Below are 19540 nucleotides of genomic sequence, written 5' to 3'. Positions count from 1 at the left end.
CCGGTACCCCCGCCCGCCCGCACCCCGGCCGCACCAACCGGCGTACGAGGCCCGTTCGGCTCCGCTTTTTCAGGGACGATGCGGCCGAGAGCCGGTCGCGTACGGCGGTTGCGCCGGGTCGTGTGCGGTGGCGGGAGTCCGCGGTGGCGGGAGCCTGCGGCCGGCCGTCAGAGCCTTGACGGCGCCGCGAGAGCGGACCGGACATCGGCGAGGACGGTGTCCGGCCGCCTGATGACGTCCCCGTAGGTGAATCTGAGCACCCGGTAGCCGCGTATCGCCGCGGCCCTGTCGCGCCGCCGGTCCTCGACGAACTGCTCGGGCGTGTCGTGGGTGGCCCGCCCGTCGACCTCGACGATCAGCCGGCCATCGACGACGAAGTCCACCCTGCCGAGCCCCTCGATCTCCACCTGTTGCGCGAACGGGATCCGCGCACGGCGGAGGATCAGCCCCGTCATCGTCTCCAGGAGAGACCCCGAGGCTGCGCTCGCATGGCGGAGCAGGAAAGCACGGCGTTCGCCGCCGGTCGCGGTGAAGCCGGCGATGTCCCCCCGCCGCAGCAGCCCGCGGGAGAGCGCGGCGTCGACGATCACGAGCTGCTCCTCCCGCGCGGTGCACCGGCTCGCCAGGTCGATGGCGCCCGCGAAGGTCCCGGCCTGGTGGGGGTCCGCGACGTGATGGGCTGTCACGTGCGAGGGGAGGCACAGATGGTCCCTGCCGTGGTTCCGGCCGGCCGGTATCGCGAGGTGGACACCGTCATGGGCGGCGAGGAGCGGCAGCCCGCATCGCTCGGCCACGGTGACGCATGTGGCCCGACCCCGCCAGGCGGTCTCCGCGATCGTGACCCGGTCTGTGTCGGGAAGGGCGTAGCATCCGCGCCGGATGCGGACGATCGATCCCTCCGCGACGAGCCGTCGCAGGGTACTGGCGCTCACCTCGAGGGGCCGGAGCGCGTCGAGCTCGGCGACGCCGCCGAGATGATGCAGCGCGGTGGCGGGGTCCATGCGTCCCAGGCTTCGCGAAGCGAGACCGCGCCGCGGCGGAGGTGTGCGCGTAGGGGAGGAGCGATGAGCACCGAGGTGCCGGGGTCATCGGCTGCACCGCGCGCGTCGCACCGCGCACGTCGCACCGCAACCGGCGCATGGGTCCGCGTAGGGACAGGATTACCAGGGACGATGCGCACGGGCGCGCGCCTGTACGCCGGTTGCAGCAGAGGGTGTGGGGGCCGATCAGCAGCCGCGAGGACCTAGTCCTCGTCGTCCGCCCAGCGGTCGTAGTACTCGTCCGAGTCGTCGGATGCAGCAGGGACCGGCGCGCTTCCGTCGCGGCTGGTCAGCTCACGCTCGAGCTCACGGAGGTCGCCCCCGTGGTTCGTGTACTTGAGCTGACGTGCGATCTTCGCGTCCTTAGCCTTCTGACGGCCTCGCCCCATGTCCGCCGTCCCTCCCGGTCTCGCGCGCCACTGTCGTCGGGCGCTGCCTCGTCATTCCTGCCCTACTTTACAACGCGTGTCCAGTACGTTGCGACCTCCCTGGGACGGCCGGTGGAGCGCCGACCGGAGCGTGCCGGAACACGTCGCCGGAGGCGCCCGGCCCGTCGCTGCACGAGAAGCACGGGACGTCCGCGCGACACGCCGAATGTGACACAAATCGCATATTCGGGAAAACTTGGCGCTTGGCCGTCATAATCGGTTCCGTCGAGCGTCTCATACCGCACACAGCCTCCACGAGGCGCATCGACGGACGACTGAGGGATAGAACTGATGACTGAAACTGTCCAGGAGCCTGAGAAGCTGCTCACGCCTTCCGAGGTTGCCGCGATCTTCCGCGTCGACCCCAAGACCGTCACCCGTTGGGCGAAGGTCGGGAAGCTGAGCTCGATCCGTACGCTCGGAGGCCACCGTCGCTTCCGCGAGGCAGAGGTGCAGGCGCTCCTCGCTGCCGCGCAGGAAGGCCGCTAGGCCTCTTCTCCTCGCCGTCGAGGAGAGCGCTCTCCATGAGGCGAGCGCATCGACGCACGGAGACGTGCGGCGATGGGCCGCGCGTGCGTGCCGTCTGAGGGCGGCCGGCACGGCGGCTCCGCAGCCGCGCCCGTCCACCCCGATCCGACTGTCGGTGCCGCGACGTAGCCTTCTGCCATGGCAGAGGCCCCGCTCGTCGCATCGTCCTTCGACACGCCGTTCGGCACCCTGACGGTGCTCGCGACGCCCGAGGACGGCGTCGTGCGCTCGTCGGGCTTCCGGCCGATGCGCGACACCGTCGCCGCGCTGCCGTCGCGCCTCCAGTCGCGCGGCCTCGTCGAGGGCGACCTGCCGGTCGTGGCCGATGCGGTCGCGGCGTGGCTCGCGGGCGACGGCGACGCGATCACCCGGGTCCCGGCCGAGCAGGAGGGCGGGCCGTTCTTCCAGGAGCTGTGGGCGCAGCTGCGCACCGTCCCCTCCGGCACGTCGGTGAGCTACCAGGAGCTCGCCGCCATGGCCGGGCGCCCGCGCGCGATGCGTGCCGCCGGGACGGCGTGCGCCCGCAACAACATCGCGCCTTTCGTGCCCTGCCACCGTGTGGTCAAGTCCGGCGGCGCGCTCGGCAGCTACGGCTTCGGGGGCGAGGGGATGAAGGCCGCGATGCTCGCGCTCGAGGGCGAGCGCCCGCTGGACGATGCGGGGGTGGCGCGATGACGCAGGCTCCGGCCCGCGCGTGGGTGCCCTCCTTCGTCCTCGCCGCGACCTCGTGGGGCTCGAGCTTCCTCTTCATCTCGCTCGCGCTGCGCGGCCTCGACCCGGTGCAGGTGGGCTTCGGGCGCGTCCTCATCGGCGCCGCGGTGCTGTGGGGGATGCTGCTCGTCACGCGCCACCGCCCGCGCCTCTCGCGGGGCGACGTCGCGCGCATCGGGGTGGTCGCGATCGGGCTGTCCACGGTCCCGTTCGTGCTCATCCCGCTCGCGCAGCAGCACATCACCTCGATCCTCGCGAGCCTGCTCAACGCCACCACGCCGCTATGGACCGCGCTGTTCGTCGCCCTGCTGATCCCTCACGAACGCGCGAGCCGCGCGCAGGTGGCAGGCCTGCTCCTCGGCACGGCGGGCATCGCGGTGCTCCTGGGGGCGTGGAACGTCGACGGCATCCCGCTGCTCGGAGCGGCGCTCATGCTCGCCGCGACGGCCTGCTACGGCGTCGGGTCGACCATGTCCCGCATGCTCCTCACCCGCGTGCACGAGGGGCCCACGGCGCTGTCCGCCGTCCAGATCGGGATCTCGGCCGTGCTGCTGATGCCGTTCGCGCTGGCGGCGCCGGCGCCGGAGCCAGGTGCGCTCGCGCTGTCGTCGGAGGTGCTGTGGGGCCTGCTGGCACTCGGCGTGCTCGGGACCAGCTTCACGTACGTGATGTTCTGGCGCGTCGTGAAGCTCGCGGGTGCGACCACGGCCGCCTCGGTCACCTACGTGGTGCCGGTGGTGGCGACGGTGCTCGGCATCCTCGTGCTGAACGAGGAGCTGCGGTGGTACGAGCCGGTCGGCGCGCTCATCGTCCTGGCAGGCGTGTGGCTGGCGCAGCGGACCCCGCGGCCCAGGGCCGCGCGCGGCGCGGTCCCGGCGGCGGCGCCCGCGGCGGCTCCGGACGCCGGCGAGCAGCCCGAGACGGGCGGTGCGCCAGGAAAGCCGTAGCCCGGGCTAGTTGAGCCCGACGACCTGCTTGACGTTGTCGATCGACTCGTGCGGCGTGAGGTCCTTGTTCTTCTTGATCAGCGCGTTGCCGATGAGCACGAGGATCAGCACGATGAGCAGCAGCCCGCCGGCCACCGTGAGCGCCGCGAGCCACGCGGGCCACACGGTCGCGAGGCCGAGCACCGCGGCGGCGACCAGCACGCCGCTGGCGAAGAACCCGAAGATGCCGGCACCGACGAACAGGCCGACGCCCGTGCCGATGCCCTTGAGCTTCGCGGCGGTCTCCTGCTTCGCACGCTCGAACTCGGTCTTGATCACCGCCGAGATGCGGCCGAGCAGGCCGGCGACGATCGCGTTGACGAAGTAGCGGCCGAAGTTGTCGGACATCTGGCACCTCCAAGCGGGATAGTCCCTAGTCAATCCTGTATCGGCAGCCCACCGCAAATGGGTGAGGCCCACAATCGCGGGGCGGCGCTTGCTAGCGTCTGCCGCATGACCGATGCGCAGCCGTCCCGGATCCCGCTCGTCGTCGACACCGACACGGCCTCCGACGACTGCTTCGCGCTGCTGCTGGCCCTGCGCGACCCGCGCGCGGACCTGCGAGCGATCACCATGGTGCAGGGCAACGTCGGCTTCGACCAGCAGGTCCACAACGCCTTCCTCACGCTCGAGGTCGCGGGACGGCTGGGTGACGTCCCCGTGCACCTGGGCGCCCGCGAGTCGCTCGCCGGGGGCTGGGTCGGGGCGGAGGACGTGCACGGCGACGGCGTGGGCGGCCAGCGCCGCACGAACGATGCCGCGCCCGACCCGGAGCCCGCCGTCGACGCGCTGCTGCGCCTGTCGCGCGCGCACGAGGGCGAGCTGCGCATCGTCGCCATCGGTCCGCTCACCAACCTCGCCCATGCGATCGACCGAGACCCGGGCTTCGCGGCACGGGTGCGCGAGCTCGTGATCATGGGCGGGTCGCTCGACGGCGTCGGCAACGTGACCCCGCATGCGGAGTACAACATCTACGCCGACGTCGAGGCCGCCGCCGCGGTGCTCGGGGCGCCGTTCCCCCGCGTCCGCCTGGTGACGTGGTCGCCGCTGACCCTGCGGGACGCGGTGTTCGACGCGACCCGGGTCGCGCGCATCGACGCGCTCGGCACCGCGATGTCCGACTTCTTCGTGCGGGCCAACCGCGCGCCGTTCGACTTCGACGTCGCGCACGGCGTCGGCGGCTCGACGCACCCGGACACGCTGTCCGTGCTGACGGCGATCGACCCCGCCGTGGTGCTCGAGGAGCGCGCGGTGGAGGTCGACGTGGTGCGGGCGGGCGAGAGGCGAGGGGCGACCGACGTGCGCGACGCGACCGCCGCATCGTCCCTCACCGCGGTGACACGCGCCGACGGCGAACGTCTCTACGCGGCCATGCTCGGGATCCTCGCGGGGGAGCGGTGACCGCAGCCGCGGAGACGAGAAAACCCCCGGAGGCGATCCTCCGGGGGTGTGATGGTGGCTCCGACGGGCGTCGATCCCGTGACCTCACGATTTTCAGTCGTGCGCTCTACCAACTGAGCTACAGAGCCTGGCGCAGGGGCGTCCCCCTACTTTGAACGAAGGCCCCTTCACTGAAGGGGCCCGCGTAACGCGACCCTGACGGGACTTGAACCCGCGACCTCCGCCGTGACAGGGCGGCGCGCTAACCAACTGCGCTACAGGGCCTTGACTCTCGCGTTCCCGCGAGCAAGACGTATGAAGTTTAGACCATCTCCGGACCGACTCCGTACCCCCAACGGGATTCGAACCCGTGCTACCGCCGTGAAAGGGCGGCGTCCTAGGCCGCTAGACGATGAGGGCTCGCATCCACGCTAGGAATCCTTGCGTCGAGGCCTAGAAAACTATAGGGGTAATGGAGCGAAAAATCCAATCGACTCTGTAGCAGGGACGATGCGCGGGGCAGAGGGGCGCGACGCGGGGCGTGGGAGCATCGGGGCATGGTGGAGATGACCCGCGAGGACTTCGAGAAGGCCGTCGAGGACGCGATCGACGAGGTCCCCGACGAGCTCCTCGACCTCATCGACAACTGCGTGATCCTGGTCGAGGACGAGCCCGAGGGCGACGACAAGGACCTCCTGGGCCTGTACGACGGCGTCGCGCTCACGGAGCGCGGCGACCTGTGGGGCGGGGCCCTGCCGGACCGGATCCTCATCTACATGAACCCGACGCTGCGCATGTGCGAGGACGTGGAGGACGTGCGCGACGAGGTCGCGATCACCGTGGTCCACGAGATCGCCCATCACTTCGGGATCTCCGACGAGCGCCTGCACGAGCTCGGCTGGGACTGACCGGCGGGCGCGGCCGCCCGGTCCCGGACGCGACGATGCCCGGGTCGCCTCCTGCCGAGGCGGCCCGGGCATCGTGCGGTGGGAGGGGTCAGTCCTCGTCGCCGTCGACGAACGCGGGCGAGGCGACGGCCTCGTCGGCGTGACGCCAGCGGGTGACGGCGGCCATGACGTGGTAGGTCACGAGCGCGGCGGCGGTGCCGAGGGCGATGCCCTCGAAGGTCATGTCGCCGGCGACCCACGTGTAGTTCGCGGCGCCCACGATCAGCGCGATGCCGGCAGGCATGAGGTTGATCGGGTTGCCGAAGTCGACCTTGCCCTGCGCCCAGATGCGCGCGCCGAGCACCGCGATCATGCCGAACAGCACCGTCGCGAGGCCGCCGAGCACGCCCTGCGGGGTGGCGGCGATGAGCGCGCCGAACTTGGGCGACAGGCTGAGCAGGAGCGCGAAGCCTGCGGCGACCCAGTAGGCGGCGGTCGAGTAGACGCGGGTGGCGGCCATGACGCCGATGTTCTCCGCGTACGTGGTGGTGCCGGAGCCGCCGCCGAGGCCCGCGACGGTGGTGGCGAGGCCGTCCGCGAGGAGGGCGCGGCCGGTGACCGGGTCGAGGTCGTCGCCGGTCATCGCGGCGACGGACTTCACGTGGCCGATGTTCTCCGCGACGAGCACGAGCACGACGGGGATGAACAGCGCGAGGACGCTGAGGTCGAACTGCGGCGCGGTGAAGTCCGGCAGGCCGAACCAGGCGGCGTCGCCGACGGCGGAGAGGTCGTACTCGCCGCGGAACGCCGCCACGATGCCGCCGACCACCGTGCCGAGGAGGATCGACAGGCGGCCGAGGATGCCGCGGAAGAGGACGGTCACGATCACGACCGAGGCGGCCGATACGAGCGCGGTGCCGACCGATGCCTGCACCATGCCCCACGCCGCCGGCGCGAGGTTGAGGCCGATGAGCATGACGATCGAGCCCGTCACCACGGGCGGCATGGTGATCTCGATCCATCGGGTGCCGGCGAAGTGCACCACGAGGCCCACGAGCGCGAGCAGGAGGCCCGTCATCACGATGCCGCCGAGCGCGACGCCCATGCCGCCCGAGGCCTGCGCCGCGGCGATCGGTGCGAGGAACGCGAAGCTCGAGCCCAGGTAGGACGGCAGGCGGTTGCCCGTGATGATGAGGAAGAGGACGGTGCCGACCGCCGAGAAGAACAGCGTGGTGGTGGGCGGGAAGCCGGTGATGACCGGCACGAGGAACGTCGAGCCGAACATCGCGAGCACGTGCTGCGCTCCGATGCCGACGGTGCGGGGCCAGCTGAGGCGCTCGCGCGGGGCGACGGACTCGCCCGGGCTGACGGACCGACCGTCGCCGTGGACGGTCCAGGTCATGATGCTCATGGTTCTCCTTGATGCGGGGGAGCGGTGAGGACTGGAGGGGAATCTAGTCGCGCCGACGGTCCTCCGCGCGCGCGAAGGTCCCGCTCGCACCGACAGCCCGCACGGATCTCAGGACGACACGCCGGGGCGAACCGGCGCATCGTCCCTGCGCCGCTGCGTGTCGCGGCGAGATCCGTGCGGGCTGTCGGGAAGGGTCAGGCCTTCGGGTGGGAGGCCCAGGCGCTGTCGACCATCTCCTGGACGGTGTAGCGCATCCGCCAGTCGAGGTCGCGGGTCGCGAGCGTGCCGTCGGCGACGATCTTGGCCGGGTCGCCCGCCCGTCGCGGACCCTCGACCGGGGTCTTGTCGGTGCCGGTCGCGGCGACCATGGCGTCGACGATCTCGCGCACCGACGTGCCCGCGCCCGAGCCGAGGTTGTAGACGGGCTCGAGGGTGTCGCCCGCAGCGAGGCGCTGCGCGGCGACGACGTGCGCCGCCGCGAGGTCGCTCACGTGGACGTAGTCGCGCACGCAGGTGCCGTCGGGGGTGGGGTAGTCGGTGCCGTTGACCTGCGGCGCCTTGCCCGCCTGGATCGCGAACAGCACCTTCGGGAACAGGTTGTGGGGCGAGGCGTCCCAGACGTCCGCATGGCCCGAGCCGACCACGTTGAAGTAGCGCAGGCTGGTCGCCGCGAGGGGTGCGCCGGCCATGGTGGTGGCGACGATCTGGTCGCGGATGAGCCACTCGCCGATGAGCTTGGACTCGCCGTAGGGCGACTCCGGCGTCGTGGGGGTGGTCTCGGTGACCACGTCGACGCCGGAGTTGCCGTACACGCCGGCCGAGGACGAGAACACGAGCCGGGTGACCCCCGCGCGCTCCATCGCCTCGAGCAGCGAGCGCGTGCCCTCGACGTTGATGCTGTAGTTGAGCAGCGGGAACTTCACCGACTCGCCCGCGTACTTGTAGCCGGCGCAGTGGATGACTCCCGTGACGTCGTGCTCCCGCAGGGCGGCCTCGACGGCGTCGGTGTCGAGGATCGACGCCTTGATGAAGGGCACGTCCTCAGGCACGAAGGACTCGACCCCGCTGAAGAGGTCGTCGATGACGATGGGGGCGATGCCGGCCTCGCGCAGCGCGCGGACGACGTGGGCGCCGATGTAGCCGGCGCCGCCGGTGACGAGCCAGGTCATGTGTCTCCTTGTTCGGGGCCGAGGGGCCGGATCAGAGGTCGCGGTGCGCGCCCGCGGACGGGTTCACCACGAAGATGATGGGGGCGGTGAAGCCGGCGTCGGCGAAGGCGGCCTCGATCGCGGCCTCCACCTCGGCGGCGCGGTCCGCGTCGATGAGCGCGATCGCGGCGCCGCCGAAACCGCCGCCGGTCATGCGCGAGCCGACGGCGCCGTTGGCGAGCGCCGTCTCGACGGCGAGGTCGAGCTCGGGCACGGAGATCTCGAAGTCGTCCCGCATCGACGCGTGCGACGCGACGAGCAGGTCGCCGATCGCCCGGGGGCCCTCGTTCGCGACCACCTCGGCGGTGCGCGCGACGCGCGCGTTCTCGGTGACGACGTGCTTGACGCGGCGGAAGGTCTCGTCGTCGAGCACCTCGACGGCGCGCGGCAGGTCTTCCTCGGTGAGGTCGCGGAGCGAGGCGACTCCCATCGCGGCGGCGCCGTCCTCGCACGACTTGCGGCGCGCGCCGTAGCCGCCGGTGGCGTGCTCGTGGTGGACGCGGGTGTCGATGACCAGCAGCTCCAGGCCCTCGTCGGCGAAGTGCAGCGCGACGGGGTCGGCGGTCTCGGCGCGCACGTCGATGAGCACGCCGTGGCCCGCCTCGCCCATGAGGGAGGCGGTCTGGTCCATGTTGCCGGTCGGGGCGCCGACGGCGCCGTTCTCGGCCAGCTGGCAGATGTAGATCAGCTCGCGGCGCGTGAGGCCCAGCTCCCACTCGTCGTTGAGAGCGATCGCGACCGCGCACTCGATCGCGGCGGAGGACGACAGCCCGGCGCCCAGCGGCACGTCCGAGGCGAGCATGATGTCGAAGCCGGTACGGCCCGACAGGTCGACCCCGCGCTGCTCCATCGCCCACACCACGCCGAAGACGTACGCGCTCCACCCGTCGAAGCGCTCGGGGCCCAGCTCGTCGAGCGAGGCCTGGGCGGGCTCGGGCATCGCGCCCGAGTGCACCGTGAGCGTGCGGTCCTCGCGGCGGCCCATCGCGGCCCAGGTGCGGCGCTCGATCGCGAACGGGAAGACGAGGCCGTCGTTGTAGTCCGTGTGCTCCCCGATGAGGTTGACGCGGCCCGGCGCGGACCACACGCCGTCGGGTCGGCGCCCGTAGCGGTCCTCGAAGGCCTGAGCGGTGGACTCGGGCGAGGGGATGTCGATCACGGTTCCTCCATCGGATGCTGCGGCCGGCGCGGGCGCCCCGCGGGCCCGTCCCCATGCTCCCATGGGCGTCGCGGGTGCTGCGAGGCGTCGAGGTGGGCCCTCCCGGGCGGCACGCCGGTTGTTAACGTCAACATGTTATCGTCAACATGCGGGGTGGCGATACGGGACGGTGGTCCCCGGCGAGCGCGCCGGGGCCGTGCCCGGCGGCATCGGGGGCGTGCCCGGAGGGACGATGCGCGGGCCGCGCCCACGCGGGACCTCCTCCCCGCATCGTCCCTGCACGCGGTGGGCTAACCTGACCGCCATGACACCGGAGCGTCCAGCCTCGCTGAGCAAGTCCGGTCGCGGCCCGAGCATGCACGACGTCGCGGCCCGGGCCGGCGTGTCCCACCAGACGGTCTCGCGAGTGCTCAACGACTTCCCGGGGATTCGCCCCGAGACGCGCGAGCGCGTGCTGCAGGCGATCCGCGACCTGGGCTACCGCCGCAACATGGCGGCCCGCGCGCTCGCGACCGGGCGCTCCGAGGTGATCGGCGTGATCATGCCCGAGGTGCCGCACTTCGGGCCCACGAGCACGCTCTACGCGATCGAGCACGCGGCCAAGCGCGTGGGCTTCAAGCCGCTCATCACGACCGCGTCGTGGGAGCCGTCGTCGATGGGCGAGGCGCTCGACTTCCTCCTCGCGCGCTCGGTCGACGCGCTCGTGGTGATGGCGCAGCACCCCGACATCCTCGCCGCCGTCGAGACCACCACCGACGTGCCGGTGCTCTACGTCCTCACCGGGAACTCGCACGCCGAGCGCTCGGTCGCGGTCGACCAGGTCGCGGGCACGCGGCTCGCGCTCGAGCACCTCTACGACCTGGGCCACCGCCGCTTCCAGCACATCACGGGCCTCTCGGGGCTCACCGAGGCGCAGCTGCGACGCGACACCTTCGTGCGCTTCCTCGAGGAGCGCGGGCTCGAGCAGCTGCCCGTCCTCGAGGGGGACTGGAGCGCCGATGCGGGCTACCGGGCGGGTCTCGCGGTCGAGGAGGGCGTGACTGCGCTGTTCTGCGCGAACGACCCGATGGCGATGGGCGCGATCCACGCGCTCGAGGAGCGCGGGCTGGCCGTGCCGGACGACGTGTCCGTGGTGGGCTTCGACGACGTGCCCGAGTCGGGCTACGCGCACCCCGCGCTCACCACGGTCCATCAGGACTTCACCGAGGTCGGCCTGCGCGCCGTGACCGCCCTCATGGAGATCATCAACGGCCGCGAGCCGGGCGAGCTCGCCCCGGTCGAGCCGTGGCTCGTCGTGCGCGGCTCCACCGGTCCCGCGCCCGCCTGACGCGCGGCTCGGGCGGCCCCGCGCCCGCGGATCCCGCGTAGGCCCGCCGCACGACGCCGGAGACGTGCGGGAGGCCCCCCGCCACCGCATCGTCCCTCGCCGCGCGGACGCCTCGCGGCTGGGCTAGCGTGAGGCACGGTGGGTGGGACGGGGGCGGGACGAACGGCCCGTGACCGCCGGGGACGACCCGGTATGTTAACGTTAAAACCAGCACCGACACGCTGCGCGAAGGGGCCAGGATGGTTGAGCAGAGCATCGCTCCGCCCGCCGGCGCCGACCGCGGCGCGCGGGCAGGGGCGGCCGCCACCGACCTCCCCACCGAGGGGCGTGAGCCCCGCACCACCGCACCCACGACGATGCGACGCGCGGCGTGATGCGGCACGAGTCCCAGCGAGGCCATGGCGGCCTCAGAGAGGTTAAGGAGTCCATCTCGTGACAAGCTTCACCGCTGAGCAGGTCAGCGCGATCCGCAAGAGCCGGGAGAGGGTTGCGAAGCTCCACGGCGAGCTCACCCGCTACGGCCTCGTCGTGTGGACGGGCGGCAACGTCTCCGAGCGTGTGCCCGGCACCCAGCACTTCGTCATCAAGCCGTCGGGCGTCGACTACGACGACCTCACACCGGACAACATGATCCTGTGCGACCTCGACGGCAACGTGGTCCCCGGCTCGCCCGGCTCGGACCGCAGCCCCTCGTCGGACACCGCCGCGCACGCGTACGTCTACCGCGCGATGCCGCACGTCGGCGGCGTGGTCCACACCCACTCGACCTACGCGACCGCATGGGCGGCCCGCAACGAGCCCATCCCGTGCCACATCACCGGCATGGCGGACGAGTTCGGCGGCGAGATCCCCGTCGGCCCGTTCGCGATCATCGGCGACGACTCGATCGGCCGCGGCATCGTCGCGACGCTCGAGGGCCACCGCTCGCGCGCGGTGCTCATGGCCAACCACGGCCCCTTCACCATCGGCAAGGACGCGCGCGACGCCGTCAAGGCCGCCGTCATGTGCGAGGACGTCGCGCGCACCACGCACATCGCCCGCCAGCTGGGCGAGCTCGTCGAGATCCCGCAGGAGAAGATCGACGCGCTGTTCGACCGCTACCAGAACGTCTACGGCCAGAAGCCGCAGGGAGGCATGTAAGTGACCAGCATCGTTCCCACCCTCGCCGAGTACGAGGTCTGGTTCCTCACCGGATCGCAGACCCTCTACGGCGACGAGGTGCTCAAGCAGGTCGCCGACCAGTCGACCGAGGTCGTCGAGACGCTCAAGGCGTCGGGCGACATCCCCGTGACCGTCGTGTGGAAGCCCGTCGTCAAGAACCGCGACGAGATCCTCGAGACGATCATGGCCGCCAACGCGGACCCCAAGGTCATCGGCGTCATCACCTGGATGCACACCTTCTCCCCGGCGAAGATGTGGATCGCGGGCCTCAACGCGCTCCAGAAGCCGCTGCTCCACCTCGCCACGCAGGCGAACCGCGAGCTGCCCTGGGCGAGCATCGACTTCGACTTCATGAACCTCAACCAGGCCGCGCACGGCGACCGCGAGTACGCGTACATCGAGTCGCGCATGAACGTCGCCCGCACCACGGTCGTGGGCCACCCGTCGACGCCGGCCGTGTCCGAGCGCATCGGCGTGTGGTCGCGCGCGGCCGCCGGCGCCGCCGCCGCGAAGAACCTCAAGGTCGCGCGCTTCGGCGACAACATGCGCTTCGTCGCCGTCACCGAGGGCGACAAGACCGAGGCCGAGATCAAGCTCGGCGCGCAGATCAACACGTGGGGCGTCAACGAGCTCGTCGAGCGCGTGGACGCGGTGGACGATGCGGCGGTCGACGCGCTCATCGAGGTCTACCTCGCCGAGTACGAGGTGGTCCCCGAGCTGCTCCCCGGCGGCGAGCGCCACCAGTCGCTGCGCGACGCCGCGGCCATCGAGGTCGGGCTGCGCTCGTTCCTCGAGGAGGGCGGCTTCTCCGCCTTCACCGACACGTTCGAGGACCTCGGCGGCCTCAAGCAGCTGCCGGGCCTCGCGGTCCAGCGCCTCATGGCCGACGGCTACGGCTTCGGCGCGGAGGGCGACTGGAAGACCGCGATCCTCGTGCACCTCTGTGCCGTGATGGGCGCCGGCCTGCCCGGCGGCTCGTCGCTCATGGAGGACTACACGTACCACCTGGTGCCCGGCGAGGAGCTGTCGCTCGGCGCGCACATGCTCGAGGTCAACCCGGCGCTGTCGTCGAAGAAGGCGCGCCTCGAGATCCACCCGCTCGGCATCGGCGGCAAGGAGGACCCGGTCCGCCTGGTCTTCACCGCCGACGCGGGCGAGGCCGTGGTCGTCGCGCTGTCCGACATGCGCGACCGCTTCCGCCTCGTCGCGAACGTGGTCGACAACGTCGACCTGCCCGAGCCCATGCCGAACCTCCCGGTCGGCCACGCGGTGTGGACGCCCCGCCCGGACTTCACCACGGCCGTCGCGTCGTGGCTGCAGACCGGTGGCGCGCACCACACGGCGATGTCGAACCAGATCGGCGTCGACGTCATCAAGGACTTCGCGAAGATGGTGGGCATCGAGCTCCTCGTCATCGACGAGGACACCACCTACGAGGGCTTCGAGCAGCAGATCCGCTGGAACAACGCGTACTACGCGATGGGCGGTCGCTGACCCTCGGCGTACGTCCCAGGAAGGCCCCGGCTGATGCCGGGGCCTTCCGTCGTTCCGGGGTGCGTCGGCGGCGGGTCGGGCGCCCCGCGAGACCTGCCGGGGAGGTGACGGGGGACGATGCGGCGTCGGCTCCGGCTGCAGCGGGGCGCGCGCCGCGCGGCACCGCCGCCACGGTGCCGCGGGCCGGGTCCGGGCGGGTGCAGCGGCCCGTCTCGAGGGCGCCTCGGGGCTGGGTCGAAGGTCCCGGGTCGAGCGGTCGAATGTCACGGCACCGCGTGCCGCAAGACTGGGAGCGCTCCCAGCATTTCCGTGAAATCCCTGGTAGACCTATTTAATTCAAGGTGTCACACGCTTGTGACCGCATCGTGACGAATAAGGTTTGACTCTGCGTGTGAACGCAAACACACTGTGAAGCGCACGGCCCGCGAAGGCGCGGGCCGGTATCTCGAGGAGGAGATATGAAGTTCAGGAAGTTCCTGGCGGCCGGCGCCGGCGCGGCGCTCGCATTCACCCTCGCGGCCTGCTCCGGCGGCGGCGCGGGCAGCAGCACCGACAGCTCGGCTTCGGGCGACGACGGCGCGATGATGGAAGAGGGCGGCACCATCGGTGTGGCGATGCCCACCCAGACCTCGTCCCGCTGGATCGCCGACGGCGACGCCGTCAAGGCGGGTCTCGAGGCCGAGGGCTTCGAGGTCGACCTGCAGTACGCGGCCGACGACATCCCGACCCAGTCGCAGCAGATCGACAACATGATCACCAACGGCGTCAAGGGCCTCATCATCGCGGCGATCGACGGCACCGCGCTGTCGAGCCAGCTGCAGGCCGCCGCGGACGCGGGCATCCCGGTCATCTCGTACGACCGCCTCATCCGCGACTCGGAGAACGTGGACTTCTACGTCACCTTCGACAACTACAACGTCGGCGTGCAGCAGGCCACCTCGCTGCTCGTGGGCCTCGGCCTCCTCAACGAGGACGGCTCGGAGGGCGACGCCGAGGGTCCGTTCAACGTCGAGCTCTTCGCCGGCTCGCTGGACGACAACAACGCGCACTTCTTCTGGCAGGGCGCGATCGACACCCTTCAGCCCTACATCGACGAGGGCACCCTCGTCGTGCCGTCGGGCCAGACGGACATCGAGCAGGCCGCCACGCTGCGCTGGCAGCAGGAGACCGCGCAGAAGCGCATGGAGGACCTCCTCACCGGCAACTACGTCGGCACCGACGAGAAGGTCGACGGCGTGCTGTCGCCCTACGACGGTCTGTCGCGCGGCATCATCACGGCGCTCCAGAACAACGGCTACTCGGGCACCGTCGCCGACGGCTTCCCGGTCGTGACCGGCCAGGACGCCGAGATCGAGTCCGTCAAGCTGATCGTGGACGACGTGCAGTTCGCGACCATCTTCAAGGACACCCGCAAGCTCGCCGACCAGGCGGTCGTGGCGGCGCTCGCGTACCTCGCGGGTGAGGAGCCCGAGGCGAACGACACCGAGACCTACGACAACGGCGTGAAGGTCGTGCCGTCGTACCTCCTCGAGTCGGACATCGTCTACTCGGGCAACGTCCAGGAGCTGCTGATCGACTCCGGTTACTGGACCCAGGAGCAGGTCGACAAGGGCGTCGCCTAGGTCGCCCGGCGGTGCCGGCCCCTCGGGGCCGGCACCGCCAGCCCCTCCCTCCGAACCCCTCTCACACCCTTGGAGGTGAGACATGCCGAAGCACATCCTTGAGATGCGGAAGATCACCAAGACCTTCCCCGGCGTCAAGGCGCTCTCCGACGTCGAGCTCAGCGTGATCGACGGCGAGATCCACGGCATCTGCGGCGAGAACGGCGCAGGCAAGTCAACGCTGATGAAGGTCCTCTCGGGCGTCTATCCGTACGGCACCTACGAGGGCGACATCGTCTTCGACGACGATGTCCAGAAGTTCCACTCGATCCCCGACTCCGAGCACAAGGGCATCGTCATCATCCACCAGGAGCTGGCGCTGATCCCCTACCTCTCGGTGGCGGAGAACATCTTCCTCGGCAACGAGCGCCGCGGGAAGAACGGGATGATCGACTGGAACCAGACCAACCACGACGCCATGCGCCTGCTCGAGCAGGTCGGGCTGGACGAGAACCCGACGACCCCGGTCAACCAGCTGGGCGTCGGCAAGCAGCAGCTCATCGAGATCGCGAAGGCGCTGTCCAAGGACGTGCGGCTCCTCATCCTCGACGAGCCCACCTCGGCTCTCAACGACGACGACTCCGAGCACCTGCTCGGGCTGCTCCGCTCCCTCAAGGAGCGCGGCATCACGTCGATCATGATCTCCCACAAGCTCAACGAGATCCAGGAGATCTGCGACCGCACCACGATCATCCGTGACGGTCACACCATCGAGACCATCGACGTCGCGGGCAAGGAAGGCATCCAGGACCGCATCATCCGCGGCATGGTCGGCCGCGACCTCACCAACCGCTACCCCAAGCGCGAGCACGTCGTCGGCGAGGAGCTGTTCCGCGTCGAGGACTGGACCGTCTACCACCCGACCCAGCCGGGCCGCATCGTGGTCGACAACGCCTCGTTCAACGTCCGCAAGGGCGAGGTCGTCGGCATCGCCGGCGTCATGGGCGCGGGCCGCACCGAGCTCGCGATGAGCCTCTTCGGGCGGTCGTACGGTCGGGACATCTCCGGGCGCATGTACATGCACGGCGAGGAGATCCAGGTCCGCGACGTGTCAGACGCGATCAAGAACGGCCTCGCGTACGCCACCGAGGACCGCAAGCGGTACGGGCTCAACCTCATCGACGACGTGCGCCGCAACATCTCGTCCGCGGCGCTGTTCAAGCTCGCCAAGCGCGGCTGGGTCGACGGCAACCGGGAGATCAAGGTCGCGGAGGAGTACCGCGGCTCGATGAACATCAAGACGCCGTCGGTCATGCAGACCGTCGGCAACCTCTCGGGCGGCAACCAGCAGAAGGTCGTGCTGTCCAAGTGGATCTACTCGGACGCCGAGGTGATGATTCTCGACGAGCCGACGCGCGGCATCGACGTCGGCGCGAAGTACGAGATCTACACGATCGTCAACCGGCTGGTCGCGGCCGGCAAGGCGGTCATCATCATCTCGTCGGAGCTGCCCGAGCTGCTCGGCACCTGCGACCGCATCTACACCCTCGCGTTCGGCGTCGTCACCGGCGAGGTGCCGGTCGCCGAAGCCACGCAGGAGGGGCTCATGACCCTGATGACTCAGGAGAAGGCAACCAAGGACAAGGAGGTCCGGGCATGACCGGCACCGCAAACATTCGGGAGCTGCTCACCCGGAACCTGCGCACGAGCGGCATCTACATCGCGTTCGTCGCGATCGTGGCGCTGTTCTTCTTCCTCACCGGAGGAACGTCGCTCAGCCCGCAGAACGTCACCAACCTGGTGCTGCAGTACTCCTACATCCTGATCCTCGCGATCGGCATGGTGATGGTCATCATCGCCGGCCACATCGACCTGTCCGTCGGATCGGTGGTCGCCGTCACGGGCGCGATCTCGGCGGTGCTGGTGATCAAGCACGACGTGCCGTGGTGGGGCGGCGTCCTCGCCGCGCTCGCCGCGGGTGCGCTGATCGGCGCCTGGCAGGGCTTCTGGGTCGCCTTCGTGGGCATCCCCGCGTTCATCACGACGCTGGCGGGCATGCTCCTGTTCCGCGGTCTCACGCTGCTGGTGCTCGGCAACATCTCGCTGTCGCCGTTCCCGGCGCAGTACCAGAAGATCGCGAGCGGCTTCCAGAACGGGTTGCTCGGCGGGAACGGGTACGACGTCTTCACCCTCGTGGTGTTCGCCGTCGCGGTCGCCGGCTACGTCTTCTCGGCGTGGCGCACGCGCAGCCAGCGCATCGCGTACGAGCAGCCGGTCGAGGCGTTCCCGCTGTTCATCGTCAAGCTCGTCGTGGTCGCGGCCGTCGTCATGTGGTTCGCCTGGCAGCTCGCCAACGCGCGCGGCCTGCCGAACGTCCTCATCATCCTCGCGGTGCTGGTCATCGCCTACTCGCTCGTGACGCAGCGCACCGTCTTCGGTCGCCACGTCTACGCGGTCGGCGGCAACCTCGCGGCGGCGATGCTCTCGGGCGTCAAGGTCAAGTGGGTCAACTTCGGCGTCATGCTCAACATGGGCATCCTCGCCTCGGTCGCGGGCATCGTCTACTCGTCCCGCTCGAACGGCGCCCAACCGGCCGCCGGAAACATGTTCGAGCTCGACGCGATCGCCGCGTGCTTCATCGGTGGCGCCGCCGTCACCGGTGGTGTGGGCCGGGTCACCGGCGCCATCGTCGGTGGTCTGATCATGGCGGTGATGTCGAACGGCATGCAGCTCATGGGCGTCGACCAGTCGGTGCAGTCCGTGGTCAAGGGCCTCGTGCTGCTGCTGGCCGTCGCGTTCGACGTCTACAACAAGCGCCGCGCGGGCGCCCGCTAGGCACCGCGTCGCGCGAGGGGCCCCGGTTCGCCGGGGCCCCTTTCGCGTGCGGACGATGCGCGCCCGACACGCGCGGGCCGCCCGGCTCCGCGCTGAGACCGGTACTAGTCCATACTCGTAGACGTACAAGAGGAGAGCTGCCAGTGACGAAGCCCCGAGGCCGCCGGCCCACCATCGACGATGTGGCCCGCGAGGCCGGGGTGTCCCGGGGCACCGTGTCGAGGGTGCTCAACGGCGGCCACTGGGTGTCGGAGCCCTCGCGCGCCCAGGTCGACCGCGCGATCCGGGTGACGGGGTACCGCATCAACCCCCACGCCCGCTCGCTCGCCACCAGCCGCACCGGCTCGGTCGGCTTCCTCCTCACCGAGTCGTACGAGCGGTTCTTCGCGGACCCGAACTTCCTGCAGATCCTCCGCGCGTGCGCGGATGCGCTGGCCGAGCACGGCATGACGCTCGTCCTGATCATGGCGGACACGCTCGAGGAGCGTCGCCGGGCCACGGAGTACCTCACCGGCGGTCACGTCGACGGCGCGCTCGTGGTGTCGTCGCACAGGGACAGCCAGGAGTTCCTCGCGACCCTGCTCGAGGCGAACCTGCCGGTCATCTCGGCCGGCGTGCCGCTGGGCTTCGAGGCCAGCGTCGGGTACGCGACCGCCGACGACGAGGGCGGCGCCCGGACGATGATCACGTATCTGCGCGACAAGGGCCGCTCGCGGCTCGTCCACATCGCCGGCCCCCAGGACACCTCCGGCGGGACCGCGAGGCTGCGCGCGTTCCGTGAGCTCATGGGAGACGAGTTCTCCGAGGAGCTGGTGGCGTACGGGGACTACGGCCGCGAGTCGGGCCGGAAGGCCATGCGCGAGCTGATCGCACGCGACGTCGCGTTCGACGGGGTGTTCTGCGCCAACGACCTCATGGCGGCGGGCGCGATGGACGTGCTCCGCTCCGCCGGCATCGAGGTGCCCGAGGACGTCGCGGTCGCGGGATTCGACGATGCGCCGGTGGCGCTCGAGACGGATCCTCCCCTCACGACGGTGCACCAGCCCTTCGACCGCGTGAGCGGGGAGATGGTGAGGCTGCTGCTCGACGAGATCGATGGGCGTGCGGCCGGCCGGGTCACGCTGCCCACGCGGATCGTCGAACGGGGCACCGTCTAGCACCGGAGCCGCCCGAGAAGTTTCCTCCGCGGATTCTGGTCGCTCCAGGCCAGGGAGATGGCCGGGGAAGGCCGCGGGAGCGGGTCTGCCTGGGGTTTCGTGTGCGACACGCCCGGGATGCGGGTGATTTGACGGTGGTGGGTGGGGGTGCGTAATGTCTTCACCTGTCGCCGAGAAGGAACGCGCCAGGCAGGGACTGAACAAGGTCCTGCAGGAGACGCCCCGGT

Annotated in this window: 19 protein-coding genes and 3 tRNA genes; 13 read left to right on the top strand and 9 right to left on the bottom strand. The window is 70.6% G+C overall.

Features of this window, described 5'->3' with window-relative positions:
* Positions 1-167: 167 nt before the first annotated feature.
* Together QQX09_RS08680 and QQX09_RS08675 are read right to left on the bottom strand one after the other, a co-directional pair.
* Positions 168-1001: a type IV toxin-antitoxin system AbiEi family antitoxin domain-containing protein gene (locus tag QQX09_RS08680; RefSeq protein ID WP_301133524.1), complete on the bottom strand. Its 834-nt coding sequence runs from the start codon at positions 999-1001 to the stop codon at positions 168-170.
* Positions 1002-1243: 242 nt separating this feature from the next.
* Complete coding sequence (locus QQX09_RS08675; RefSeq protein WP_301133521.1) at positions 1244-1429, bottom strand: DUF3073 family protein; 186 nt, start codon at positions 1427-1429, stop codon at positions 1244-1246.
* A 330-nt stretch (positions 1430-1759) separates the two neighbouring features.
* Here QQX09_RS08675 and QQX09_RS08670 point away from each other — a divergent pair, with 330 nt between their 5' ends.
* The 3 genes from QQX09_RS08670 (at position 1760) to QQX09_RS08660 (ending at position 3654) form a co-directional block, all read left to right on the top strand.
* Positions 1760-1957 (top strand): BldC family transcriptional regulator, encoded by a 198-nt coding sequence (locus QQX09_RS08670; RefSeq protein ID WP_062313112.1) that lies wholly within the window; start codon positions 1760-1762, stop codon positions 1955-1957.
* Positions 1958-2134: 177 nt separating this feature from the next.
* Positions 2135-2671 carry a methylated-DNA--[protein]-cysteine S-methyltransferase gene (locus tag QQX09_RS08665; RefSeq protein WP_301133515.1) on the top strand — a complete coding sequence of 179 codons (537 nt, stop codon included), beginning with the start codon at positions 2135-2137 and terminating at the stop codon, positions 2669-2671.
* A complete protein-coding gene (locus QQX09_RS08660) occupies positions 2668-3654 on the top strand; it encodes a DMT family transporter (protein ID WP_301133513.1) in 987 nt (328 codons plus the stop codon). Before QQX09_RS08665 ends, QQX09_RS08660 begins: the two co-directional genes overlap by 4 nt.
* Positions 3655-3660: 6 nt before the next feature.
* Here QQX09_RS08660 and QQX09_RS08655 read toward each other — a convergent pair whose 3' ends face one another.
* A complete protein-coding gene (locus tag QQX09_RS08655) occupies positions 3661-4041 on the bottom strand; it encodes a phage holin family protein (RefSeq protein WP_301133511.1) in 381 nt (126 codons plus the stop codon).
* 105 nt (positions 4042-4146) lie between these two features.
* Between QQX09_RS08655 and QQX09_RS08650 the strand changes: the two genes are divergently transcribed.
* On the top strand, positions 4147-5094 hold the full coding sequence (locus tag QQX09_RS08650; RefSeq protein WP_301133509.1) for a nucleoside hydrolase: 948 nt from the start codon (positions 4147-4149) through the stop codon (positions 5092-5094).
* A gap of 52 nt (positions 5095-5146) precedes the next feature.
* Here QQX09_RS08650 and QQX09_RS08645 read toward each other — a convergent pair.
* The 3 genes from QQX09_RS08645 to QQX09_RS08635 form a co-directional block, all read right to left on the bottom strand.
* Positions 5147-5222: transfer RNA gene (locus QQX09_RS08645), tRNA-Phe, on the bottom strand.
* A gap of 62 nt (positions 5223-5284) precedes the next feature.
* Positions 5285-5358 (bottom strand) — tRNA-Asp (locus QQX09_RS08640).
* Between the two features lie 62 nt (positions 5359-5420).
* Positions 5421-5493: transfer RNA gene (locus tag QQX09_RS08635), tRNA-Glu, on the bottom strand.
* A gap of 137 nt (positions 5494-5630) precedes the next feature.
* Here QQX09_RS08635 and QQX09_RS08630 point away from each other — a divergent pair.
* Positions 5631-5981 (top strand): metallopeptidase family protein, encoded by a 351-nt coding sequence (locus tag QQX09_RS08630; protein ID WP_301133507.1) that lies wholly within the window; start codon positions 5631-5633, stop codon positions 5979-5981.
* Positions 5982-6069: 88 nt separating this feature from the next.
* Here the strand turns inward: QQX09_RS08630 and QQX09_RS08625 are convergent, their stop codons facing one another.
* From QQX09_RS08625 to galK, 3 genes are all read right to left on the bottom strand, one after another.
* Positions 6070-7371, bottom strand: coding sequence for a uracil-xanthine permease family protein (locus QQX09_RS08625; RefSeq protein ID WP_301133506.1), 1302 nt, complete (start codon positions 7369-7371; stop codon positions 6070-6072).
* Between the two features lie 194 nt (positions 7372-7565).
* A complete protein-coding gene (galE, locus tag QQX09_RS08620; RefSeq protein WP_301133504.1) occupies positions 7566-8540 on the bottom strand; it encodes a UDP-glucose 4-epimerase GalE in 975 nt (324 codons plus the stop codon).
* 31 nt (positions 8541-8571) lie between these two features.
* The gene (gene galK, locus QQX09_RS08615) at positions 8572-9738 is read right to left on the bottom strand and encodes a galactokinase (RefSeq protein WP_436969061.1); all 1167 of its coding nucleotides are present in this window, start codon (positions 9736-9738) and stop codon (positions 8572-8574) included.
* A 304-nt stretch (positions 9739-10042) separates the two neighbouring features.
* Between galK and QQX09_RS08610 the strand changes: the two genes are divergently transcribed.
* The 8 genes from QQX09_RS08610 (at position 10043) to QQX09_RS08575 (ending at position 19313) form a co-directional block, all read left to right on the top strand.
* Positions 10043-11065, top strand: a complete 1023-nt coding sequence (locus tag QQX09_RS08610; RefSeq protein WP_301133502.1) for a LacI family DNA-binding transcriptional regulator — start codon at positions 10043-10045, stop codon at positions 11063-11065.
* 239 nt (positions 11066-11304) lie between these two features.
* Entirely contained in the window at positions 11305-11439 is a 135-nt protein-coding gene (locus QQX09_RS08605) for a hypothetical protein (protein WP_301133500.1), read from the top strand.
* Positions 11440-11497: 58 nt separating this feature from the next.
* The gene (locus tag QQX09_RS08600) at positions 11498-12205 is read left to right on the top strand and encodes an L-ribulose-5-phosphate 4-epimerase (protein WP_301133498.1); all 708 of its coding nucleotides are present in this window, start codon (positions 11498-11500) and stop codon (positions 12203-12205) included.
* A complete protein-coding gene (gene araA / locus QQX09_RS08595; RefSeq protein WP_301133496.1) occupies positions 12206-13720 on the top strand; it encodes an L-arabinose isomerase in 1515 nt (504 codons plus the stop codon). It abuts the gene before it with no gap.
* A gap of 458 nt (positions 13721-14178) precedes the next feature.
* Entirely contained in the window at positions 14179-15342 is a 1164-nt protein-coding gene (gene chvE / locus QQX09_RS08590) for a multiple monosaccharide ABC transporter substrate-binding protein (RefSeq protein ID WP_301133494.1), read from the top strand.
* Positions 15343-15424: 82 nt separating this feature from the next.
* Positions 15425-16981 (top strand): multiple monosaccharide ABC transporter ATP-binding protein, encoded by a 1557-nt coding sequence (gene mmsA, locus QQX09_RS08585; RefSeq protein WP_301133492.1) that lies wholly within the window; start codon positions 15425-15427, stop codon positions 16979-16981.
* Positions 16978-18156, top strand: coding sequence for a multiple monosaccharide ABC transporter permease (mmsB, locus tag QQX09_RS08580; protein ID WP_301133491.1), 1179 nt, complete (start codon positions 16978-16980; stop codon positions 18154-18156). Before mmsA ends, mmsB begins: the two co-directional genes overlap by 4 nt.
* Before the next feature lie 143 nt (positions 18157-18299).
* On the top strand, positions 18300-19313 hold the full coding sequence (locus QQX09_RS08575) for a LacI family DNA-binding transcriptional regulator (protein ID WP_367307554.1): 1014 nt from the start codon (positions 18300-18302) through the stop codon (positions 19311-19313).
* Positions 19314-19540: the final 227 nt, after the last annotated feature.

The organism is Demequina litoralis, assembly GCF_030418455.1.
GTDB lineage: Bacteria > Actinomycetota > Actinomycetes > Actinomycetales > Demequinaceae > Demequina > Demequina litoralis.
Note: the sequence above shows the minus strand (reverse complement) of the source record. Positions and strands in the feature narration are given on the sequence as shown.